This window comes from Pseudomonas sp. YJ42, from assembly GCF_047225135.1.
Taxonomy (GTDB): Bacteria; Pseudomonadota; Gammaproteobacteria; order Pseudomonadales; family Pseudomonadaceae; genus Stutzerimonas; species Stutzerimonas stutzeri_E.
The window spans coordinates 3,279,863-3,299,289 of the sequence record NZ_CP178378.1 but is presented as its reverse complement, the minus strand read 5'-3'; the positions used below and the strand labels follow the sequence as shown (position 1 = coordinate 3,299,289).

Sequence of the window (19,427 nt, the reverse complement as noted above, 5' to 3'; positions counted from 1 at the left end):
AGTTCCGCCGACGCCGCTTGGCGCGCTCTGACATAGCCAGGCCTCAACCGTAGCGGCCGGTGATGTAATCTTCTGTCTGCTTCTTGGCCGGATTGGTGAACAGGGTATCGGTGTCGCCATATTCGATCAGCTTGCCCATGTACATGAACGCGGTGTAGTCGGACACCCGCGCGGCCTGCTGCATGTTGTGGGTGACGATGACGATGGTGTACTTGGCCTTCAGTTCGTAGATCAGCTCTTCGACCTTCAACGAGGAGATCGGGTCAAGAGCCGAACTCGGTTCGTCGAGCAGCAGCACTTCGGGTTGTACGGCGATGGTGCGGGCAATGACCAGACGCTGTTGCTGACCACCGGAAAGACCGAGCGCCGACTCGTGCAGGCGATCCTTGACCTCATCCCACAATGCCGCGCCCTTGAGTGCCCATTCGACGGTTTCGTCGAGCACGCGCTTCTGCTTGATGCCCTGGATGCGCAGGCCGTAGACGACGTTTTCGTAGATGCTCTTGGGGAACGGGTTGGGCTTCTGGAACACCATGCCGACGCGGCGGCGCAGGTCGGCGACGTCCTCGCCCTTACGGTAGATGTTGGTGCCGTCGAGGTTGATCGCCCCTTCGATGCGGCAGCCGTCGACCAGGTCGTTCATGCGGTTGAAGCAGCGCAGCAGCGTCGACTTGCCGCAACCGGACGGGCCGATGAAGGCCGTCACCCGCTGGCGCGGAATGCTCATGCTGACGTTGTACAGCGCCTGCTTCTCGCCGTAATACAGGCTCAGGTCGGGCACTTCGATGGCCATCGCTTCGTTGGCCAGGTCCAGTGCGCGCTTGTCGCGACCCAGCGCAGAGATATCGATGGAATGCGTCTTTGCTTGTGACATGAAATGTCTCCGTATCGCTGGAGGCTAGAAGCGCGGGCTGCCAATGGTTGCAGCACCGGGCCTCCAGCGTGTCTGTCGGCTGTTAGTGGTCGAGCGCTTTGTATTTTTCGCGCAGATGGTTACGAATGACGACTGCAGTGAGGTTCAGGACCGCAATCACCAGCACCAGCAGCAATGCGGTGGCGTAGACCAGCGGCCGCGCCGCCTCGACGTTGGGGCTCTGGAAGCCGACGTCGTAGATATGGAAGCCCAGGTGCATGATCTTCTGGTCGAGATGCAGGTAGGGGTAGTTACCATTGAGCGGCAGGCTCGGTGCGAGCTTGACCACACCGACCAGCATCAGCGGCGCCACTTCACCGGCCGCACGGGCCACGGCGAGAATCAGGCCGGTCATCATCGCCGGGCTGGCCATCGGCAGCACCACTTTCCACAATGTCTCCGACTTGGTCGCGCCGAGCGCCAGCGAGCCTTCGCGAAGAATTCGCGGAATACGCGCCAGACCTTCCTCGGTCGCGACGATCACCACCGGCAGGGTCAGGATCGCCAATGTCAACGACGCCCACATCAGACCCGGCGTACCGAACACCGGCGCCGGCGCCGCTTCGGGGTAGAAGATGCGGTCGAGCGAGCCACCCAGGACATAGACGAAGAAGCCCAGACCGAACACGCCGTAGACGATCGAGGGCACACCGGCGAGGTTGTTCACCGCGATGCGGATGATGCGGGTCAGCACGCCCTGCTTGGCATATTCGCGCAGGTAAACCGCGGCGATCACGCCGAACGGCGTCACGATCACCGCCATGATGATGGTCATCAGCACGGTGCCGAAGATCGCCGGGAAGATGCCGCCTTCGGTATTGGCTTCGCGCGGCTCGTCGCTGACGAATTCCCAAACCTTGGCGGCATAGAAGCCCAGCTTGTCCAGCGTCGACATGGCGTTGGGACGATAGGCGCGGACGATCTTGCCCAGGCTGATCTCCTTTTCCTGACCGTCCATGGTGCGCATGGTGATGCTGTCGCGATTGAAACCTGTGTAGAGCGAGACCAGCTCGGTCTCGAGCGCCTTGTATTCGGCATCCCACCGCGCACGCTCGGCATCGAGCTCGGCCTGGGCGGCCGCATCGAGCTGATCGTCCAGCTCCAGCTTGCGGGTCTTCAGACGCAGGCGTTCGAGGCCATGGTTGATGCGACCGATGTCGACCTTCTCCAGCCTGGCGATATCAGCATGCAGCTCGTCGATGCGATCAATGCGCTTTTGCAGTTCTGGCCATGCTGCGTCGCCTTCGGCTACCAGCTGACCGCTTTCTTTGACGTTCAACAACTCGCCATAGAAGTTGCCCCACTCGCGGCGCTCCAGCGCCACCAGATCGGCCGGCTTACGCGGATTGCTCAGCCACTCGCCGACGACCCAGGAGAAGTCCGCGCCATAAACCTCGCGGTTGCCGACCTTGAGCAGTTCGCGCGTCATGAACTCGCCGCCCTCGACATCTACCGGGAGGCCACTGGCCGCCAGGCGCGCCCGTGGCACCTCTTCGGCCTGCACGATTTCACCGGCCATTACGCGTGGCTCGGCACCGGGGATCTGGTAGTCGCTGACGACGACGTCAGCTGGCCAGAAGTGCTCAAGGCCCCGCACGGCGATTACCGCCAGCAGGCCAAGGGTCATGATCACGGCGATGGAAACAGCACCGGCATTAATCCAGACCCAAGGGGTGCCGCTCTTGATCCAGGTTTTCAGCGAATCCTTTTTCACGGATCGATACCTTTTCGAAATCTTGTCGTAGCCGCAGCGGGCTGCGTCGGTGCCCGAAGGCGTGGTTCGTGTTACAGGCTGGCGTATTTACGACGCAGGCGCTGGCGGATCACCTCGGCCAGGGTGTTCATCACGAACGTGAACATCAGCAGCACCATCGCCGCGAGGAACAGTACGCGGTAGTGGGTACTGCCCACTTCCGACTCGGGCATTTCCACCGCCACGTTGGCCGCCAGCGTGCGCATGCCTTCGAAGATGTTCGCTTCCATGATGGGCGTGTTGCCGGTGGCCATCAGCACGATCATGGTCTCGCCCACGGCGCGGCCCATGCCGATCATCAGCGCAGAGAAAATGCCTGGACTGGCGGTGAGCAGCACCACGCGGATCAATGTCTGCCAAGGGGTTGCACCGAGCGCCAGTGAGCCCAGCGTCAGGCTGCGCGGCACGCTGAATACGGCGTCCTCGGCGATCGAGTAGATCGTCGGGATCACCGCGAAGCCCATGGCCAGCCCGATCACCAGAGCGTTGCGCTGATCGAAGGGAATGCCCATCTCGTTGGACAGCCACAGGCGCATGTCGCCGCCGAAGAACCAGTTCTCCAGGTAACCACTGACCGCCAGCGAGCCCCAGCCCACGAACAGGATCACCGGGATCAGCAGTACCGCTTCCCAGCCATCCGGAACGCTCAGGCGCAAGCCTTCGGGCATCCGGCTCCAAATCCAGCTGGCCAGCAGGATGCCGACGGGCATCAGCAACAAGAGACTGAAAATGCCGGGTAGGTGGTTTTCCAGATAGGGCGCCAGGAACAGGCCAGCAAAGAAGCCGAGGATCACCGTTGGCAAGGCTTCCATCAGCTCGATAACCGGCTTGACCTTGCGGCGCAGCGTGGGCGCCATGAAGTAGGCCGTGTAAAACGCGGCGCAGATAGCCAGCGGGGCTGCCAACAACATCGCGTAGAAGGCCGCCTTGAGGGTACCGAACGCCAGTGGCGAAAGGCTCAACTTGGGCTCGAAGTCACCAGTCGCAGAAGTCGACTGCCAGACGTAATCAGGCTCGGGGTAGCTTTCGTACCAGACCTTGCCCCACAGCGCGCTCCAAGAGATCTCCGGATGCGGATTGTCGATGACAAAACGCTGCAGCTGATCACCTGACTCCACCAACAGGCGGGTCGCACGGGGGGACATGGCGGCGACAGCGGCGCCGTCAGTGACCTGTTCGGTCAGCAGGGTACGATGGGCAGTGCTGTGGAAGATGCCCAAGGTGCCGGCGCTATCGAGCGCAAGAAAGCCCTTGCGACGCTCTTCGGGAAGAATCTGGGTGATCGGCTGGCCGTCCAGCTGAAAGTTGCGCACATTCTTCAGCTCGGCTTGACCATCGTTACCCCGAACCATGAACCACTGGCCAACGCCACCGACCGAATCGCCGACCATCAGCGAGATGCCACCGAGCAATGAAGCCACGGTGGTAATTTCGCCTTTGCCCGCGAGCAGCTTGTAGCGACCGTTGAGCTGCTTGCGACGCAGGTCGAATACGTCGACGCTGGAACGGCCACTCACCGCGAACAGCCACATATGGCGTGGGTCGATGCGCAGGGCTTTGATCGGCTCCGACAGCTGAGGAAGCGCCATCCGCTCCTCTTCCAGGCTGATTTCGCCGGTCATCAAGTTTTCGCTGGAGGCTATTTTCAACGCATGCAGCGCGCCGTCTGTTGCGCCGGCGACCATCAGGGTCGAGCCGTTGAGACTGATGGCCGCGTGCTCGATGGGACGTCCTTGCGGGTCCAGGTTCAGCGGCTCTTTACCGAAGGGGTAGTCCAGCTGCGGCGTGATGGTTTTCTTGCCTTCCGGATAGCTGACTTTGTAATTGTGTTCGGCCACCAGCACCTGGCCGTTGCTCAGGCCCAGCACCATCCGACGGTTGCCGGGCGTGTCCTCCCCCACCGATACGATGTGGCTGTCGGCCGGCAGCGGTAGTTCGACCGTGCGCAGGGATTCGCCGGTTCTCACACTGAAAAAGCGCACCACGCCGTCGTCACCGAGGCGCAACGCGACCTGGTTCTGCTCTTCCATGGCCAGCAGCAGCGGCTTGCCGGCATCGGCCAACCAAGCCGGCTGCTGGGCATCGCGTGCGTCCAACTCGGCGCCCTGGAACATGGGCGTAACAACTTGAGCAAGATAGAAAAAGATCAGGCAGATCGCGCCGAGCACGGCGAGCCCGCCTATGGAGACATACCAACGCGCCAGGTTGTCTTTCAGCGCGCGTACGCGCCGCTTGCGTTGCAACGCAGGGGTGTTGAAGTCCAGCCGTTGCACATCGGAATTCGCGCTCATGGTCTCGATATCGTTCATGCGAAGGTCCTGGCCGCTCAGGCCGTTAAAACTGAACTGCTACGCCGCTATGGCGCGAGTCGTTTCCTGGCTTGATGGCCGGTCGGGCGCCTAATTTAATGCAGCTGTGTGACAGAAAAATTACAGCCAGGTGACGTGAAGACGCCCGCCAACGCGCGGGGCGTGGCGGGCGTCGCTGCAACTCGCGGCAAGCGCCGCGTGGCTGGCGTGACGTCTTAGTTCAGACCCAGCTCTTGCATGGTCTTGTCGACCACTTTCTTCGGCAGCGGGATGTAGCCGTCCTTGACCACAACTTCCTGCCCCTGCTTCGACAGCACAAGCTTGAGGAACTCGGCGTCGATCGGGCTCAGCGGCTTGTTCGGCGCCTTGTTGACGTAGACGTAGAAGAAGCGAGCCAGCGGGAACTTGCCAGCCAGAGCGTTCTCTTCGTTGGCTTCGAAAGCCTCGCCACCCTTGGACAGCGGTACAGCACGGACGCTGGAAGTCTTGTAGCCGATGCCCGAGTAACCGATGGCGTTCAGAGTGCTGGAGATCGACTGCACCACCGAAGCGGAGCCTGGCTGCTCGTTCACGTTGGACTTGAAGTCACCTTTACACAGGGCTTCTTCCTTGAAGTAACCGTAGGTGCCGGACACCGAGTTACGGCCGAACAGCTGGATCGGCTTGCCAGCCCACTCGCCGGTCAGACCCACGTCACCCCAGGTCTTGATGTCCTGCTCGCCACCGCACAGACGGGTGCTGGAGAAGATCGCGTCGACCTGCTCGATGTCCAGGCTCTTGATCGGGTTGTCCTTGTGGACGAATACGGCCAGGGCGTCGATAGCGACCGGCACTGCAGTCGGCTTGTAGCCGTACTTCTCTTCGAAGGCCTGGATTTCGTTGTCCTTCATTGGACGGCTCATCGGGCCGAGGTTGGCCGTGCCTTCGGTCAGCGCGGGCGGTGCGGTGGAGGAGCCAGCGGCCTGAATCTGGATGTTGACGTTCGGGTAGCTGCGCTTGAAGTCTTCAGCCCAGAGGGTCATCAGGTTGGCCAGGGAGTCGGAACCGACGCTGGACAGGTTGCCGGAAACGCCGGAGGTCTTCTCATAGGCCGGCAGTGCCGGATCAACCGCGGCCACTGCGTTGGCAGCGCCTACACCAGCGGCAACAAAGGTCAAGGCCGCCATCAAACGATTCAGTTTCATTCCATGCTCCTAGCAGGGGTGTGTCAGTGTTTGGAACGGGGGCCATTGTCTGCAGGCCGTGTGAACACTCTATGAACTGAATATGACAATCTGGTGACGACCAGGAACTTGTTTCGCTTCAGTCGCTGCGGCCACGCACAGCCGCTATACTCGGCCCGGCCCGCACTACCGTGGGCATTTCGCGCCAGAACAACAAACGCGCCGCGAGTCCAACCCGATGAAAGAATACGAACAGGAAGACCCAATCCCACAGGGCGATCTGGCCCTGCAGCTGACCGCCCTGCCGCGCGAAACCAATGGCTTCGGTGACATCTTCGGGGGTTGGCTGGTATCCCAGATGGATCTGGCCGGGACCGCCATGGCCAGCCGCGTGGCAGCCGGCCGCGTGGCCACGGTGTCCATCGACCGCATGGCGTTCATGGTGCCCGTGGCCGTGGGCGCGCAGCTGTCCTTCTATACCCAGACGTTGGAAATCGGGCGCAGCTCGATTCGCATGCTGGTGGAAGTCTGGAGCGATGACCCGCTGTCCAGTGAGTGGCGCAAAGTGACCGAGGCGGTATTCGTCTTCGTCGCCATCGACGGCAGCGGCCGCACCCGCCCGGTCACGCCGCGGCGCTGAATGGCGCAGCGCTCACTCCGCTGACAGAGCAGGGCTCAACGCGTAGCGATTCTTGCCGGCCTGCTTGGCTCGATACAGTGCGGCATCGGCCGCCTGATAGAGCTGTTCGGCGGTCTGCCCCGGCTGCCACATCGCGACGCCGATGGTGGTTGTGACGCAATTCCCCTGTGCCGATGCGGGATGGGGGATAGCACGTTCGGCGAGCGTCGACAGTATCTGTCCCGCAATGGCTTGCGCCGACGCAGCATCGCAATTGAGCAGAAGCACGGCGAATTCCTCGCCCCCAACCCGCGCCGCCAGATCCATTGGCCGTCGCGAGAAGCCATCCAACAAGGCACCGAAGTCTCGGATCAGCGCATCGCCGGCCGGATGGCCGAGGTTGTCGTTGTAGGCCTTGAAGTTATCCAGATCGAGCAGCAGCAGCGCCAGCGGCTGACGATCACGCCGTGCCTGCAACAGTGTCTGGTTGAGCGCGGTGTCGAAGCTGCGACGGTTGGCCAGCCCGGTCAGTGCGTCGTGCTGCGCAACCCAGCCGAGCAGCTTGCGCACCAGGAATTGTTCGCGCTGCGAGTATTCATGGACATAGCGACTGGTCGCCCCGATCACCAGCAGCAACAGGTAATAGCTGACCGAAATCCAGTGCACCTTCATCTCGAAGGGCGAAAGAATCATCGCAGCCATCAACACGTCGATCAGCACGATCAATGCCGCGCTGATCAAGGCCCGCCAGAAGGTGATTCCGAGAAAGAAGAACGAACAGACGATCAACAGCCCGGCGCCATAGCGGAACGACATTTCCGGCTGGAGCATCTCGTACTGGATATCGATGCGCGCAGCGATGATGCCGACCAGTACCAGCAGCACTGGAAATAGCCGATTGGCGATGATCCTGACCCGCTTGTGGAAGAGCGACATGGCCAGAATCCCGAGCCCGGGAAGCATCTCCAGCAGGCGCAGCAGCGTGAGCTCGAGCAGCCAGGCCGGATCGGACTGGGCAAAAAGATGCCGTTCGACATAGAGGTAGCCCGCAACCACCAACATCAGCAAGCAAGCACCTAGCCGTTGCGCCAGGCGCGCCTGATGATTCAGGTAGCGGCGAAATTCACGTTCCAGTTCAGGCACGAAGAACAGGAAGCGAAACCCCTGAAGCAGCTGCCTGCCATAGGGCGTATCCCGAAAATCTTCGGCAGACTGATGTTCTAGGCTTTGCATTGGCGTCGCTCATGTACTGGCGCAGCGATGATATCACTTAGACATCAGGCCGCCCGTTTTCCCGATGAACGTGCACGCAGGCGTCTACCGTGGGCCTTTGCCACGCCCATCACTTGCCGGCGCCGCCGCTACGCTCCACTATCGGACCACCTGCATTGTTGGATGTATCGCGTGACTGCCCTTCTGCTCGCCCTCTGGCCCTTGTTTGCCCTGATCATCGCCGGCTATTTCCTGCGACTGCGAGACTTTCCCAACGAGTTCTTCTGGCCGGGTGCCGAACGGATCAACTACTTCGTGCTGTTCCCGGCGCTACTCTTCAGCAGTCTAGCTACCGCGCCGCTGGACAACCCGGCGCTACCGCGTCTGGCAGGCGCGGTCATGCTGGGCCTGGGCCTGGCATGGGCGGGGCTGCTACTGCTCAAGCGCGTGCGCGGCTGGCCGGCCGCGCGCTTTGGTGCCTTCGCCCAAGGCGCGCTGCGCTTCAATACTTATCTGGGGTTGGCTGCGGTGGGCAGCCTGTTCGGCAAGGAAGGGCTGGCACTGGCGGCGTTGATGCTGGCCTTGATGGTGCCCACCGTGAACGTGATGTCGGTATGGGCGTTGACCGCCGAACGTGGCGTCAGCGTGCGCTCGTTGTTACTGCCGATCCTGAAGAATCCGCTGATTCTCGCCTGCCTGGCCGGCGCTCTGGTGAATCTCGCCGGAATGGGTTTGCCTGGCGGTACTGATCGTCTGCTTAACCTGCTCGCCGCCGCAAGCCTGCCGCTGGGGCTTCTGTGTGTCGGGGCCGCGCTGAAACCACGGGAACTCGGCGGCGAAATTCCCGCGCTCGGCTGGAACAGCGCCCTGCGCCTGCTGGCAGTGCCGCTGCTGGCCTTTGCCGTGGCCCACATCGTTCATCTGCCGACGATGGAAACCACCATTCTGGTGCTGTTCTTCGCCTTGCCTACAGCTCCAACCGCCTATGTCCTGACCCGCCAGCTCGGTGGCGATAGCCACCTGATGGCCGGCATCATCACCCTGCAGACGTTGCTCGCCGCCGCCAGCCTGCCGCTGGTGTTGACGCTACTGAATAGCTGAATCGAGCCCGTAGTTCTAGGGACCAGCGACCAGGGAGCGGCTCTCAGGCAATCGCTCCAGCAGACGCCGATACTCGCCGCTGGCGCGCAGGGCCGCCAGGCCCCGGTCGAACCGTTGGATCAACCGGTCAGCGCCCGCCTGGTTGCGCGGCACGATGAGGTGCATCGTCTGGTGACCGACAACCGTGTCGGAGACATGAAAGCTTGTTCGAGGCGCCGCCGTCGTTTGCAGTGCATAGTTGCCCAGATGCAGGTCGGCGAGAAATACATCATCACGACCGAGCAGCAGCAATTGGGCGCACTCACTCAGGCCTGGCGGCGAGTGCCGCTCCAGTACGCCCTGACGGACCAGCGTCTCAATGGCCGCGGGCAACTGCCACCCCAGCGGCAGGCATAGCCGCAACCCACCGGGACGATGCAGATTTTCCAGCTCAACGGAATCGCCCGCTCGGCTGAACAGGTGCTGCTCCGATACGTACAAAGGAGCCGAGTAGAGGAAATCCCGTTCCCGCTGCTCGGTGCGGATATATGGAAAGGTTGCGTCGTATTCGCCCCGCTGGGCCATCAGATAGCCCCGGTTCCACGGCTGCCAGGCGAGCGAAGAGGTTATACCGTCCAGCGCGAAGGCCGCCTGAACGACCTCCGATAGCATGCCGGCGCCCGCCAGCGATCTGCCGGTGAGTGGGCCGTAATCATCGCCGGTGACCAGACGCACCTCTGCAGCATGGGCGCCCAGGCTGACCGCCAGGCTCAATAGCAATCCTCTGCTCCAATGTTCCTTCATTGCAAAATCCCAACGTCATCGGATGACCAGAACGCACCCTATCCCAATGCCGCTGTCGCAACCGCGGCGCACCGGAACAATCGTCTAGCGGACCACCTGATCACGAGACAGGCGCAACAGCAGCGCAGCCAGACCAAGCCCGACAGCGACCAGAACCAGCATCGGTCCGAGGTAGCCAACCAAGTCCTGCAGCCAGATGAGCAACTGGCGGAACACCAACAGGCCGAGCCGCGTGCTCTGAGCATCCACGTCGACCCGATAACCGCCTTCTTCCCATACCTCGTAGGCCGCGCTCAGCGGCAATAGCGCTAAAGGCAGCAGAACCAGACACAGCCAGTAGCCACTGCGTCGTCGCGGCCCGAACAGTCCCCAGGGCCGGTAAGCGGCGCGGATCAGTTGGAAGAAGCACAGGCTGTAGTAGCCGATCAGAAACAACGCAAAAGCGCTGCCAACGGTCGGCTCCAGCCAGAGCCGGTGCAACACGGTGCCGCCGAGCGACATGCTCAGCAGGCCCCAGAGCAGAAAGAAGAAAATTTTCATTGCGCGTACGGTGTCCGATGTTCGCAAGGGGCTCATCGAAACAGAATTCAGCCGCCGATACGCGCAACCACTTCACGAACCAACGGCATGAACGGCGCTCATGCCGGCTTCTTGCTGCGATACCGTTCAGAACAGGCTGAGCTGGTCGCCAGGCGGCTCAGGCATCGGTGGCTGGCGCGGCGCAGCCGCATCAGCCGTCCCCTGTTGCAGCAACCGGCTGGCCAGCCCAGCAGCGCGCTCGGCGCGGGTGCTGACCGCTTCTGTCAGACGTGCCGGCAACGCCCAGATTTCCACCTTGCGCTTGGCGCGGGTGATCCCGGTGTAAAACAACGAGCGTGTCAGCAGTGGGCTGGGTTGCTCGGGCAGGGCCAACAGCACTTCTGTGAACTCCGAGCCCTGACTCTTATGCACGGTCATGGCGAAGGCGCTATCGTGACTTGGCAGCCTTGCCGGAGCGAAGGCGCGATAACCCTCGTCGCCTTCGAAGAACACCCGCAGCCCCTGCTCGGTTTTCAGACACAGGCCGATATCGCCGTTGAACAGGCCCAGCGCGTAGTCGTTCTGCCGGACCATCACCGCGCGGCCGGGATACCAGCGTTCGCGCGCCGGCACACCGAGGCGACGCTTGAAGCGCGTCTCCAACGCCTCGTTGATACCGGTCACGCCAAAGGCGCCTTCGCGCTGAGCGGTCAGGGCACGAAAGCCGTTGAAGGCCTCGAAGGCCGCTGCTGGGTCTGCCTGCCGTGCGGTCTGTAGGTAAGGTGAATAACCTTGTTCGAGTCGCTCGACCAGGGCGCCCGAGCTTGGCGTTGCATTCCAGGCCAGATCGACGCGGCCCTCCTGCAACAGCGCGACAGTGCCTTTCGCATCACCGCCATTGATTCGCCGCGCCAGCTCACCGATCCCGCTGTCGCCGGAGAAACGATGGCTGTGGGTCAGCAGGACCACCGCATCGCCAAGGCGCGAGCACGGCGTCTCGATGGGGACGTTCTGCCCGGTAATGCGTTGCAGATCGTCGGCGGCTTGGGCATCGAAACCGCGCCCTTCACAGAGTTCGGCGAACACCGCACCGGCTTCCACGGCGGCCAATTGGTCCTTGTCGCCGAGCAGAATCAGCCGTGCCTTGGGCGGCAGCGCGGCGACCAGCTTGGCCATCAGCGCCAGATCAACCATGGACGCCTCGTCCACCACCAGCACGTCCAGCGCCAGCGGGTTGGCTGCGTCATGCCGCACCTTGGGGCTATCGCCGCGGCTGCCGAGCAGACGATGCAGCGTACGCGCCTCGTCCGGCAGGGCTTCTTTGACGACATCACTGACCGGCAGATCGGCCTTGGCGTTGCGGATCGCTTCGGCCATGCGCGCGGCGGCCTTGCCGGTGGGTGCGGCGAGGCCGATGGCTAGACGTTCGCCGTCGGGCTGTTCCAGCAGTGCCGCCAGGAGCCGCACAACGGTGGTGGTCTTTCCGGTTCCGGGGCCGCCGGAGATCACCGCCAGGCGCCGGCGCACCGCCTGCGCCGCGGCCAGACGCTGCCAATCGGGGCTCTGCTGATTGAAGGCGAACAAGCGCGCCAGACTGTCGCTCAGCCGCGCTTCATCGACATCCGGTGCGTCTGCGGCGCGGGTCAGCAGCTGTTCGGCCAGTTGCTGTTCGTATGCCTGATAGCGGGACAGATAGAGCCGGTTGCCGGCCAGGGTGAGCGGCGCGTAGTCGCCCGGAGCGCCGATCAGCGAGGAGGCCTCCAGCTGCGCTTGCCAGGTCGAAAGCGGCGGCAGGATTAAATCCTGATCCGGCCATGGGCGTTTACCCGCCAGCCGTTCAAGCAGCAGGCAGACATCGCCATTGGCCAGCGCCTCACAGCACAGTGCCGCGGCGACCAGCACCTCATCTGGCGTCTGCGGCTCGAGGCGCTGCAAGCTCGCAACGAACGCACGCTCCAGCGGGCCAAGCGGCAGATCAGCGAAGGTCATCGGACGCTCCTAAAAAATAATGACCAAAGGGCCGTGCAGGCCGATTCGCGGTCAAGACCGCTCCCACAAAGGCCTGCCCGCCCCGCCAGCCGTGGGAGCGGTCTCGACCGCGAATGGGCACTCATCGCCCGTCCTCGAACAAGCGATCCAGCGCATCGAGCAACGCGTCATCGGGTCTTGCGAAATAAACGCCCGCCTCGGGCATCCCGCGCAGGAACAGGTAGAAGGCCCCGCCCAGCTGCTCGTCTTGAAAATCGGCCAGGCGCTGGCGCAGGAAGCGGCGCAAAGCAACTAGGTAGATCAGGTATTGCAGGTAGTAGTGCTCGCCGGCCAGGGCCTGCAGCAGGCGCTCACCACCGTAGTAGCTGGCGTCCGGGCCGAGCCAGTTGGATTTGTAGTCGGCGATGTACCAGCGGCCGTCGTGCTCGAAGGTCAGGTCGATAAAGCCCTTGAGAAAGCCCTTGAGGCTGTCGAACTCCAGCCGCACGGCCGCATCGCGCAACGGTTCGGCAAGGCCGTTGGACGGGTCGACCAATAGGCTGCGCAACCGTGCCACATCCAGGTCCAGTACCGGGAAGGTGAAGCCCAGTTCCGGCAGGCGTCTGGCCGATTGCAACGCGGCGAGTGTCAGGCCGGCACCATCCATGTCGGTCTCGAGCACCTTTTGCAGATGCGCCGTGGCAATCTCCTTCCAATCCAGCGGCAGGCCATAGGCCTGCAACGCGGGTTCGACCAGCTCCGGCAGCTCGCCTTTTCCGCGCGCCCAATCTTCAAGGATGGCGTGCAGGCAGGTCCCAGCACGGGCGCCGCGGGGGAAGGCGAAGAAGCCATTGCCCGGCTCACCGGCATCGGGGATGGCCAGGGCGTCGCGGTCCGGCGCTTCCATATGCATTCCGGCGGCCAGGCCGGAGAAGCTGCCGATTCGCCAGGCGCTGTGCAGGCTACGATTGAGCTGCGACAGCTGCTCAGGCGCCGCCGCACGACCGGACCCTTGGGCACTGGCTTCACGCGGTTCAAGCGACAGGCAGGCCAGATGACCATCGCTCTGCTGGACCAGCCGCTCGATGGCCAAACGCAGGCCGCCGCCATCGAGCTCGGCCAGATGCTGGCCCAGTTCGCTCAGCGGTTGCTCGCCAGGGAGGTCGCGGCCGTGAAGGAGCCAGGCCAGGGCGCTGCTGTGCAGGCCTTCATCGGCCAGGCTGCCGTCCTTCTTCGGCTTGCACAGACACACCGGGCCCCAGTGCAACCAGAGCCTGTCGCGGGCGCGGGTCAGGGCGACGTAGGCCAGGCGCAACTGCTCGGCGAAGACCTCCTGGCGGGCACGTTCGAGGTTTTCGTCCAGTTCGTCACTGCCCAGATCCAACAAGGGCTGGCCGCTGCCATCGTGGCAGCGGGCGCTGTCGCGGTTCTTGCCGAGCAGCTTGCCGTCCCAGAGGAACGGGCAGAACACCAGCGGGTATTCCAGGCCCTTGCTGGTGTGGATGGTGACGATCTGCACCCGCTCGGCATCGCTTTCCAGGCGCAGCAAGGCTTCCTCACCGACGCCTTCGCTACCGCGCTGGGCATTGAACCAGGCGAGCAGCGGTTCCAGCCCTGGCCGCAGCAGGCTTTCGGCCTGCAACAGTTCGCCGAGGTGCAGGAGGTTGGTCAGCCGGCGTTCACCATCGACCCGCCTCAGCAGCCGTTCGGCCACCGCTTGCTCGTCGAGCCAAGCACGGAATACGCGCATGAAGCCCTGTTGCTGCCAGAGCTGGTGATAGCGCTCGGCGGCTTCGCGTTCGGCATCCCACTGCTGCTGATCATCTTGGCAACGGGCGAGATCGGCCGCGCTGCGCCCCAACAGGCGCGTGGCCAGGGCATAGCGCAGCAGCCCTTCGCGCCCGGGCTCGGCGTACGCGGCGAGCACCGCGGCCAGCTCACCCGCCTCTTCGCTACGCCAGACACTGTCACGCCCACGGCGCACACTGGGCACGCCGCGCGCGGCCAGCTCATCGGCGATCATCCCGGCCTGGCGGTGGTTGGCCACCAGCACAGCAATATCGCCACCTTTCAACGGCGTGAACACGCCGTTTTTGTCGAAACCGGCGCGGCCCTCAGCGGCGCCTGCCAGTTGCAGGGCGATACGCCGTGCGGTGTCGCTCGCGGCCAGCTGCGCGGCTTCGCCCTTGCCCAGCGAATCGTCGCCGAGCCAGACCAGCGACAGCGGCGCCGCCTCGCCCTCCTCCACCAGACGCAAGCTGGCACGCGGCCTTTCGGCGGCACCCACCGGTGGGTATTGGAGATCGCGTTGAGCGAACGGCTGCGGATGGTCGAACAACCGATTCAGCGCGGCAATCAGCTCCGGCGTCGAGCGGTAGTTGGTGGGCAGGTTGAAGGGCTGGCGATCGGCTTGCTGCTTGGCCGTCATGTAGGTCGCCAGGTCCGCGCCGCGGAACGCATAGATCGCCTGCTTGGGGTCGCCGACGAAACACAACGACGCCTCGCTGGCCTTGGCATAGATGCGATTGAAGATGGCGTACTGGATCGGGTCGGTGTCCTGGAATTCGTCGATCAGCGCCAACGGGTAGGTGGCGCGCAACGAGGCCGCCAGGTCCTCACCGACCGGGCCTTGCAGTGCCTGATCCAGACGATTGAGCAGATCGTCGAAGGCCAGCAGCCGCTGCGCCGCCTTGCGTTCGGGCAGCTCGCGGTTAAGTCGTTCCAGCAGCGCGACCTGCAGCGCGATCAACCGCTGCTTACCCGCTGGCAGCGCCTCGGCAACTTGATCAACCAGTTCGTCCAGCGCATGGGCCAATTCGCAGACGGGCGCATCATGGCCCTTCTTGCAGGCCTTGCTCAGTGCGCGGACGCCGAATTTGGCGGCGCCCTCGGGCAGGTCGAACATCACTGCCGGATCGGCGAAATAGGCGTCCAGCTCTGCTTGCCAAGGCGCAAACTTGATGCTTTTGTGCGTGCTCTGGCTGAGCCCGCCATGGGCCAGCAGCTCGGCGATCCAGGCGGTGCCCGCTTCTTGCCACAGCGCTGCGGCGCGCTGCCAGGCGGCTTCGACAGGACGCAGATCGGCGTTAATCGGCGCGCCCTGCGGCTCGACCCGCAGATAGGGCTTGCCCAGATGACTGCGCAGCCGTTGGCGCAACCACAGCGGCGTGATGCGGCTCTTGGCCAGGAAACGCGCCCAGGCCGGATCGGCATCGGCCAACTCGCTGCGCCAGGCGTCGGCGAGCAGCGCATCGATGATCTCGCGGTCATCGGCGGTCAGCTCGCTGTCGAAATCGCCACCGGCCTCGAAGGCCGCGTCCTGAAGGGCGCGCTGGCAGAAGCCGTGGATGGTGAAAATCGCCGCCTCGTCGAAGCCGTGCACCGCCAGCAGCAGGCGCCGCCGCGAGGCTTCGTCCGGGTAGCGTGCATGGAGCCGATTGAGAAAGTCGTCATCGCTCGGCGTGCCGTCATATACCGCCAAGAGATCGGCCAGGCGCGCGCGGATGCGTTCACGCAGCTCGGCGGTGGCGGCAGTGGTGTAGGTCACGACGAGGATCTGCCCCACCGACAGCTGCCCCTCCAGCAGCAGGCGGGCATAGAGCGCGGTAAGGGTCCAGGTCTTGCCGGTGCCGGCGCTGGCCTCGATCAGCGAGCGACCGTCGAAGGGCGAATCGAGCAGGTCGAGTTTCATGCTTCCTCCTCTTCTTCAGCCAGAGCATCCAGCGCGGGACCGATCAGCTGTTCGGCCAGCACCTCGAAGCGTTCGTCCAGCGGGTCGCGGTCCCGAAAGGCCAACGCATTCCAGGGGTCTTCAGCTTCGGCGGCGATGGGGCTGAACTCCGCACCCAGCCAGGCTTCGCGGGCGCGTTTGCGGGCGCAATCCAGCGGCTCGCTGCCGCGGCTCGGTTTGCGGTAGCCCCTGGCGAAGGCATGGCTGCTGCGCGGCAGCAATGGCAGCGGCTCGCGGATCGCGCAACGATAGGCCGCCAGCCAGGGCTCCAGCAGCTCGGCCGCATTGGCCAGCGGCCCGAGTTGCCAGTCACCAGCGGGCGATAGCATAAGACTGTTGCGCTCGATGCCGGGCGTGGCTGATAGATTGAGCAGCAAATGGCGCAGCCAGAACGGCGGCAGATCCCATTCGCCAAGGCGGCCGAGCTTCCAGCCGAACAGTCCGGCCGGGGTAACGCCGTCGAGCCAGCCATGCACGCGCACCCCCGCCAGGGTGATGTCCACCGCCAGCGGCTCGGGCGCCGCGTCCGGACGCAGCTCGAACAGCCGGGGCGCAAAGGCACGCACCGGCCCGCGCAGCTTGCCCCACAGCGCCTGTCCCAATTCACCCGTCGGCAGCCAGCCTGCCGCGCAAGCCATGCGGCGTTCGTCCTCATCGCTCCAGCCGTGTTCCATCGCCTGCAAGGACAAGCGCCGCAGGCCGTTCCAGGCCGGCATTTCCAGGTCGAACGGCTCGTCGCTGGCGAGCGACTCCTGGGCATCGGCCAGACGCAAACCCAGGCGCCGCTCCAACAGGAAGCGCGCCGGGTGGCGGAAGCACTGCAACAGCTGCGAGGGTTCGATAGTCAGCCAGGCCTCATCCGGTTCGGCGAGCAGGCTGGCGAACGGTTGCGGCTGGGCCTGCGGCGGTTCGGCGAGGCGCTGGGCGGCGAGGAACCAGGGCAGCGAGTAACCGGCGCAGGGCACGTGGCCGAAATTGCGCGGCGAGAACGGCTGCAACGGGTGGGCGACCAGGATCTTCTGGCTGGCGGATCGCGATTCGTCGGCCAGCACGGCGGTCATGTCCACCGCTTCGAGCACTTCGCTGAGCAGCACCGAGGGCGGCAGCACGGCGTTGTCACGCGGGTCGCGACCAACATAGGACAGGTACAGCGCCTCACGCGCCGAGAGCAACGTTTCGAGTAGCAGGTAGCGGTCGTCCAGGCGTCGGGCGCGATCGCCCCGCCGCGGGTGACGACCAATCAGGTCGAAGCCCGACGGCGGCGTGCGCCGTGGAAAGGCGCCATCGTCCAGGCCGAGCAGGCAGACCACGCGGAACGGCAGGCTGCGCATCGGCACCATGGTACAGAAAGTCACCGCACCGGTTAGAAAGCCCGAGGCGCCGCCGCCTTGCTGCAGCGCCGCGCTAAGCTGCTGATGCACCAGCTCCAGCTCGATGGGTCGGGTCAGGTCGGCGGCCTGGGCCTGGTCACGCAGCGCCGCGCAGGCCTGGGACAATAGCAGCAAGGTATCGCCGGCTTCGCGCTCGTCGAACAGGGTGTCGATCAGCACCTGTAAATCATCCGCCCATTCGGCCAGCGGACGCGGCCGGGCCAGCTGATCGGCCAGCATGCCGAGGCGCTCGACGAACTCCACCACCCGTCCCAGCAACTGCGCACGAGCGCCTTCCAGGGCATCCAGCGGCCAGTGTTCACCGAGCAGCGGCGCGTCGTCGCCCGCCAGCTGCGGCGGCGCGGCGAAACCCAGCAGCAGGCGGTCCAGCCCTTGGCGCCAGGTGAACGCTGATTCGTACGGCAGGCCCAAGCGAGCGCGCTGGCCACCGTCGCGGCCCCAGCGCACCCCGGCTTCACGCAGCCAATCGCGTAGCAACGGCAGGTCCTCGCTTTCGATGCCGGCGCGGCGGGCAATCGCCGGCTGCTCCAGCCAAGCGAGGATTTCCTCGGCGGCGAAGCGACTTTGGGCCAGCATCAGCAATTCGAGGAAGGCCTCGATCAGCGGCATCTCGGCTCGCAGGCTGCGGTCGGCCAGGCTGTAGGGAATCCGCGGGCTGCCCTCGCGCGGGGCGAACACCGCCTCGATGAAGGGCGCGTAACGCTCGATATCGGGGGTCAGCACCACCACCTGATCCGGCGTCAGCGCCGGGTCGGCGGCGAAGCGTGCCAGCAGCTGGTCGTGGAGGATTTCCACCTCACGCAGCGGCGAGTGGGCGATATGCACCTCCAGCGAACGGTCGTTCTCGGCCAGGGTGATCCGCTCATCGGGCAGGCGGGTGCGCAGGCGCAGGATGTCGTTCTGCAAGGCATGCAGCAGGCTGTCATCGTGCAGGTCTTCGTCTTCGGAATACAGGCCGAACTCCTGGCTGCCTTCGCTGGCAGTCAGACTGAACAGGGAATCGAAGAAGTCGCGGCCCTGTTTACCCAGGCTGGCCAGCAGCGGATGGCCGACGTCCAGATACCAATCGTCTGCTCCGCTCTCCGGTTGCCGGGCCAATTCCCGGATGTCACGAATCTCGCCCCAGGCCTCACGGCTCGGGTTGAGCGCGCAGACCACCACGTCGATATGCCGCGCCAGGCCGTCGAGCACGCGAAGATGGTGTGGCGGCAGGCTGCTGATGCCGAACACCAGCAGACGCTCGGGCAGGCCGGGCAAGGGCTCGTCGCGGTACAGACGTTGCAGCAGATCGCCGAGCAGGCGCGCGCGGTGCGGGTGGCCGTCCTTGGTCAGTTCGCGCCAGAGCAGCGCCTGCCAGGCTTCGTCGGGGCCGAGGTCGAGGGTTTCGCCGCGTTCCCAGGTCGCCAGCCAGTCATCGCGATAGAGCAGGTACTGGTCGAAGACGTCGGCGATCTTCGCCGCGAGGGACAGGCGCCGGCGTTCGTCGCCGCCATCGAGGTACTGCGCCAGGCGCGGCGCGAGTTCGAGATTGACCGGCTCGCAGAGCCAGCCGTAGAGGCGCCAGGTCAGGGTCGTGGGGGAGAATGCCGATTGCTCCGGCAGGCTGCCCAACACGGTGCGGCTCAAGTCCCAGACGAATTTCGCCGGCAGTTGCATCTCCAGCTGCATGGCAATGCCCTGCTTGCGCGCCAGCTCCAGCGTCAGCCAGCGGCCCATGCCCTGGCTCGGCACCACCACCCGCGCCGGGGCGAAGGGGTCGGCGAGTGGCTGGGCGAGCAGGCGCGTGGCCAGTTCGCCGAGGGTTTCCAGATCGGGGGCGTGGTAGAGGCTGAGCATGGCGGCGGCTTCGACGGAATCAGCGGCCAAGGGTAGCAAGTTCCGCTCGCGCCGCGGGCGGTGTCGCAGATGGCCGGTGCGACGTTTTTCCCTACTCCTTTCGCAGGTAATCAACGGTCCTTGTGATCAA

General features: G+C 64.4%; 12 protein-coding genes. 2 read left to right on the top strand and 10 right to left on the bottom strand.

Going from position 1 to position 19,427, the window contains the following annotated elements:
- Window positions 1-43: 43 nt before the first annotated feature.
- From pstB to ACL0K2_RS15175, 4 genes are all read right to left on the bottom strand, one after another.
- Complete coding sequence (pstB, locus tag ACL0K2_RS15190; RefSeq protein ID WP_413042944.1) at window positions 44-874, bottom strand: phosphate ABC transporter ATP-binding protein PstB; 831 nt, start codon at window positions 872-874, stop codon at window positions 44-46.
- Window positions 875-956: 82 nt separating this feature from the next.
- Window positions 957-2,627 (bottom strand): phosphate ABC transporter permease PstA, encoded by a 1,671-nt coding sequence (gene pstA, locus ACL0K2_RS15185; protein ID WP_045164057.1) that lies wholly within the window; start codon window positions 2,625-2,627, stop codon window positions 957-959.
- A 71-nt stretch (window positions 2,628-2,698) separates the two neighbouring features.
- The gene (locus ACL0K2_RS15180) at window positions 2,699-4,975 is read right to left on the bottom strand and encodes an ABC transporter permease subunit (protein ID WP_045164058.1); all 2,277 of its coding nucleotides are present in this window, start codon (window positions 4,973-4,975) and stop codon (window positions 2,699-2,701) included.
- 215 nt (window positions 4,976-5,190) lie between these two features.
- Complete coding sequence (locus ACL0K2_RS15175) at window positions 5,191-6,159, bottom strand: PstS family phosphate ABC transporter substrate-binding protein (protein ID WP_045164059.1); 969 nt, start codon at window positions 6,157-6,159, stop codon at window positions 5,191-5,193.
- Between the two features lie 217 nt (window positions 6,160-6,376).
- Between ACL0K2_RS15175 and ACL0K2_RS15170 the strand changes: the two genes are divergently transcribed.
- Entirely contained in the window at window positions 6,377-6,778 is a 402-nt protein-coding gene (locus ACL0K2_RS15170; RefSeq protein WP_045164060.1) for an acyl-CoA thioesterase, read from the top strand.
- 12 nt (window positions 6,779-6,790) lie between these two features.
- On the opposite strand, the gene ACL0K2_RS15165 is transcribed toward ACL0K2_RS15170, so the two are convergent.
- The gene (locus tag ACL0K2_RS15165; RefSeq protein ID WP_045164061.1) at window positions 6,791-7,990 is read right to left on the bottom strand and encodes a diguanylate cyclase; all 1,200 of its coding nucleotides are present in this window, start codon (window positions 7,988-7,990) and stop codon (window positions 6,791-6,793) included.
- A gap of 162 nt (window positions 7,991-8,152) precedes the next feature.
- On the opposite strand from ACL0K2_RS15165, the gene ACL0K2_RS15160 reads away from it, so the two are divergent.
- On the top strand, window positions 8,153-9,070 hold the full coding sequence (locus tag ACL0K2_RS15160; RefSeq protein ID WP_413042943.1) for an AEC family transporter: 918 nt from the start codon (window positions 8,153-8,155) through the stop codon (window positions 9,068-9,070).
- A gap of 15 nt (window positions 9,071-9,085) precedes the next feature.
- Here ACL0K2_RS15160 and ACL0K2_RS15155 read toward each other — a convergent pair whose 3' ends face one another.
- The 5 genes from ACL0K2_RS15155 to recC all read right to left on the bottom strand — a co-directional run bounded on the left by ACL0K2_RS15155 (window position 9,086) and on the right by recC (window position 19,297).
- Window positions 9,086-9,853, bottom strand: a complete 768-nt coding sequence (locus ACL0K2_RS15155) for a substrate-binding periplasmic protein (protein WP_045164062.1) — start codon at window positions 9,851-9,853, stop codon at window positions 9,086-9,088.
- 84 nt (window positions 9,854-9,937) lie between these two features.
- Window positions 9,938-10,393 (bottom strand): hypothetical protein, encoded by a 456-nt coding sequence (locus ACL0K2_RS15150; RefSeq protein WP_045164063.1) that lies wholly within the window; start codon window positions 10,391-10,393, stop codon window positions 9,938-9,940.
- Between the two features lie 126 nt (window positions 10,394-10,519).
- The gene (gene recD, locus ACL0K2_RS15145; RefSeq protein WP_045164064.1) at window positions 10,520-12,361 is read right to left on the bottom strand and encodes an exodeoxyribonuclease V subunit alpha; all 1,842 of its coding nucleotides are present in this window, start codon (window positions 12,359-12,361) and stop codon (window positions 10,520-10,522) included.
- Between the two features lie 121 nt (window positions 12,362-12,482).
- Window positions 12,483-16,031 carry an exodeoxyribonuclease V subunit beta gene (gene recB, locus ACL0K2_RS15140; protein ID WP_045164065.1) on the bottom strand — a complete coding sequence of 1,183 codons (3,549 nt, stop codon included), beginning with the start codon at window positions 16,029-16,031 and terminating at the stop codon, window positions 12,483-12,485.
- Window positions 16,028-19,297 carry an exodeoxyribonuclease V subunit gamma gene (gene recC, locus ACL0K2_RS15135; RefSeq protein ID WP_413044479.1) on the bottom strand — a complete coding sequence of 1,090 codons (3,270 nt, stop codon included), beginning with the start codon at window positions 19,295-19,297 and terminating at the stop codon, window positions 16,028-16,030. The genes recB and recC overlap by 4 nt, the downstream gene beginning before the upstream one ends.
- Window positions 19,298-19,427 lie beyond the last annotated feature (130 nt).

What these genes read in the sequence shown, in the direction of transcription:
- pstB (WP_413042944.1), bottom strand. Translation starts at nt 874, where the DNA reads ATGTCACAAGCAAAGACGCATTCCATCGATATCTCTGCGCTGGGTCGC.
- ACL0K2_RS15180 (WP_045164058.1), bottom strand. Translation starts at nt 4,975, where the DNA reads ATGAACGATATCGAGACCATGAGCGCGAATTCCGATGTGCAACGGCTG.
- ACL0K2_RS15175 (WP_045164059.1), bottom strand. Translation starts at nt 6,159, where the DNA reads ATGAAACTGAATCGTTTGATGGCGGCCTTGACCTTTGTTGCCGCTGGT.
- ACL0K2_RS15170 (WP_045164060.1), top strand. Translation starts at nt 6,377, where the DNA reads ATGAAAGAATACGAACAGGAAGACCCAATCCCACAGGGCGATCTGGCC.
- ACL0K2_RS15165 (WP_045164061.1), bottom strand. Translation starts at nt 7,990, where the DNA reads ATGCAAAGCCTAGAACATCAGTCTGCCGAAGATTTTCGGGATACGCCC.
- ACL0K2_RS15160 (WP_413042943.1), top strand. Translation starts at nt 8,153, where the DNA reads ATGTATCGCGTGACTGCCCTTCTGCTCGCCCTCTGGCCCTTGTTTGCC.
- ACL0K2_RS15155 (WP_045164062.1), bottom strand. Translation starts at nt 9,853, where the DNA reads ATGAAGGAACATTGGAGCAGAGGATTGCTATTGAGCCTGGCGGTCAGC.
- ACL0K2_RS15150 (WP_045164063.1), bottom strand. Translation starts at nt 10,393, where the DNA reads ATGAAAATTTTCTTCTTTCTGCTCTGGGGCCTGCTGAGCATGTCGCTC.
- recD (WP_045164064.1), bottom strand. Translation starts at nt 12,361, where the DNA reads ATGACCTTCGCTGATCTGCCGCTTGGCCCGCTGGAGCGTGCGTTCGTT.
- recB (WP_045164065.1), bottom strand. Translation starts at nt 16,031, where the DNA reads ATGAAACTCGACCTGCTCGATTCGCCCTTCGACGGTCGCTCGCTGATC.
- recC (WP_413044479.1), bottom strand. Translation starts at nt 19,297, where the DNA reads ATGCTCAGCCTCTACCACGCCCCCGATCTGGAAACCCTCGGCGAACTG.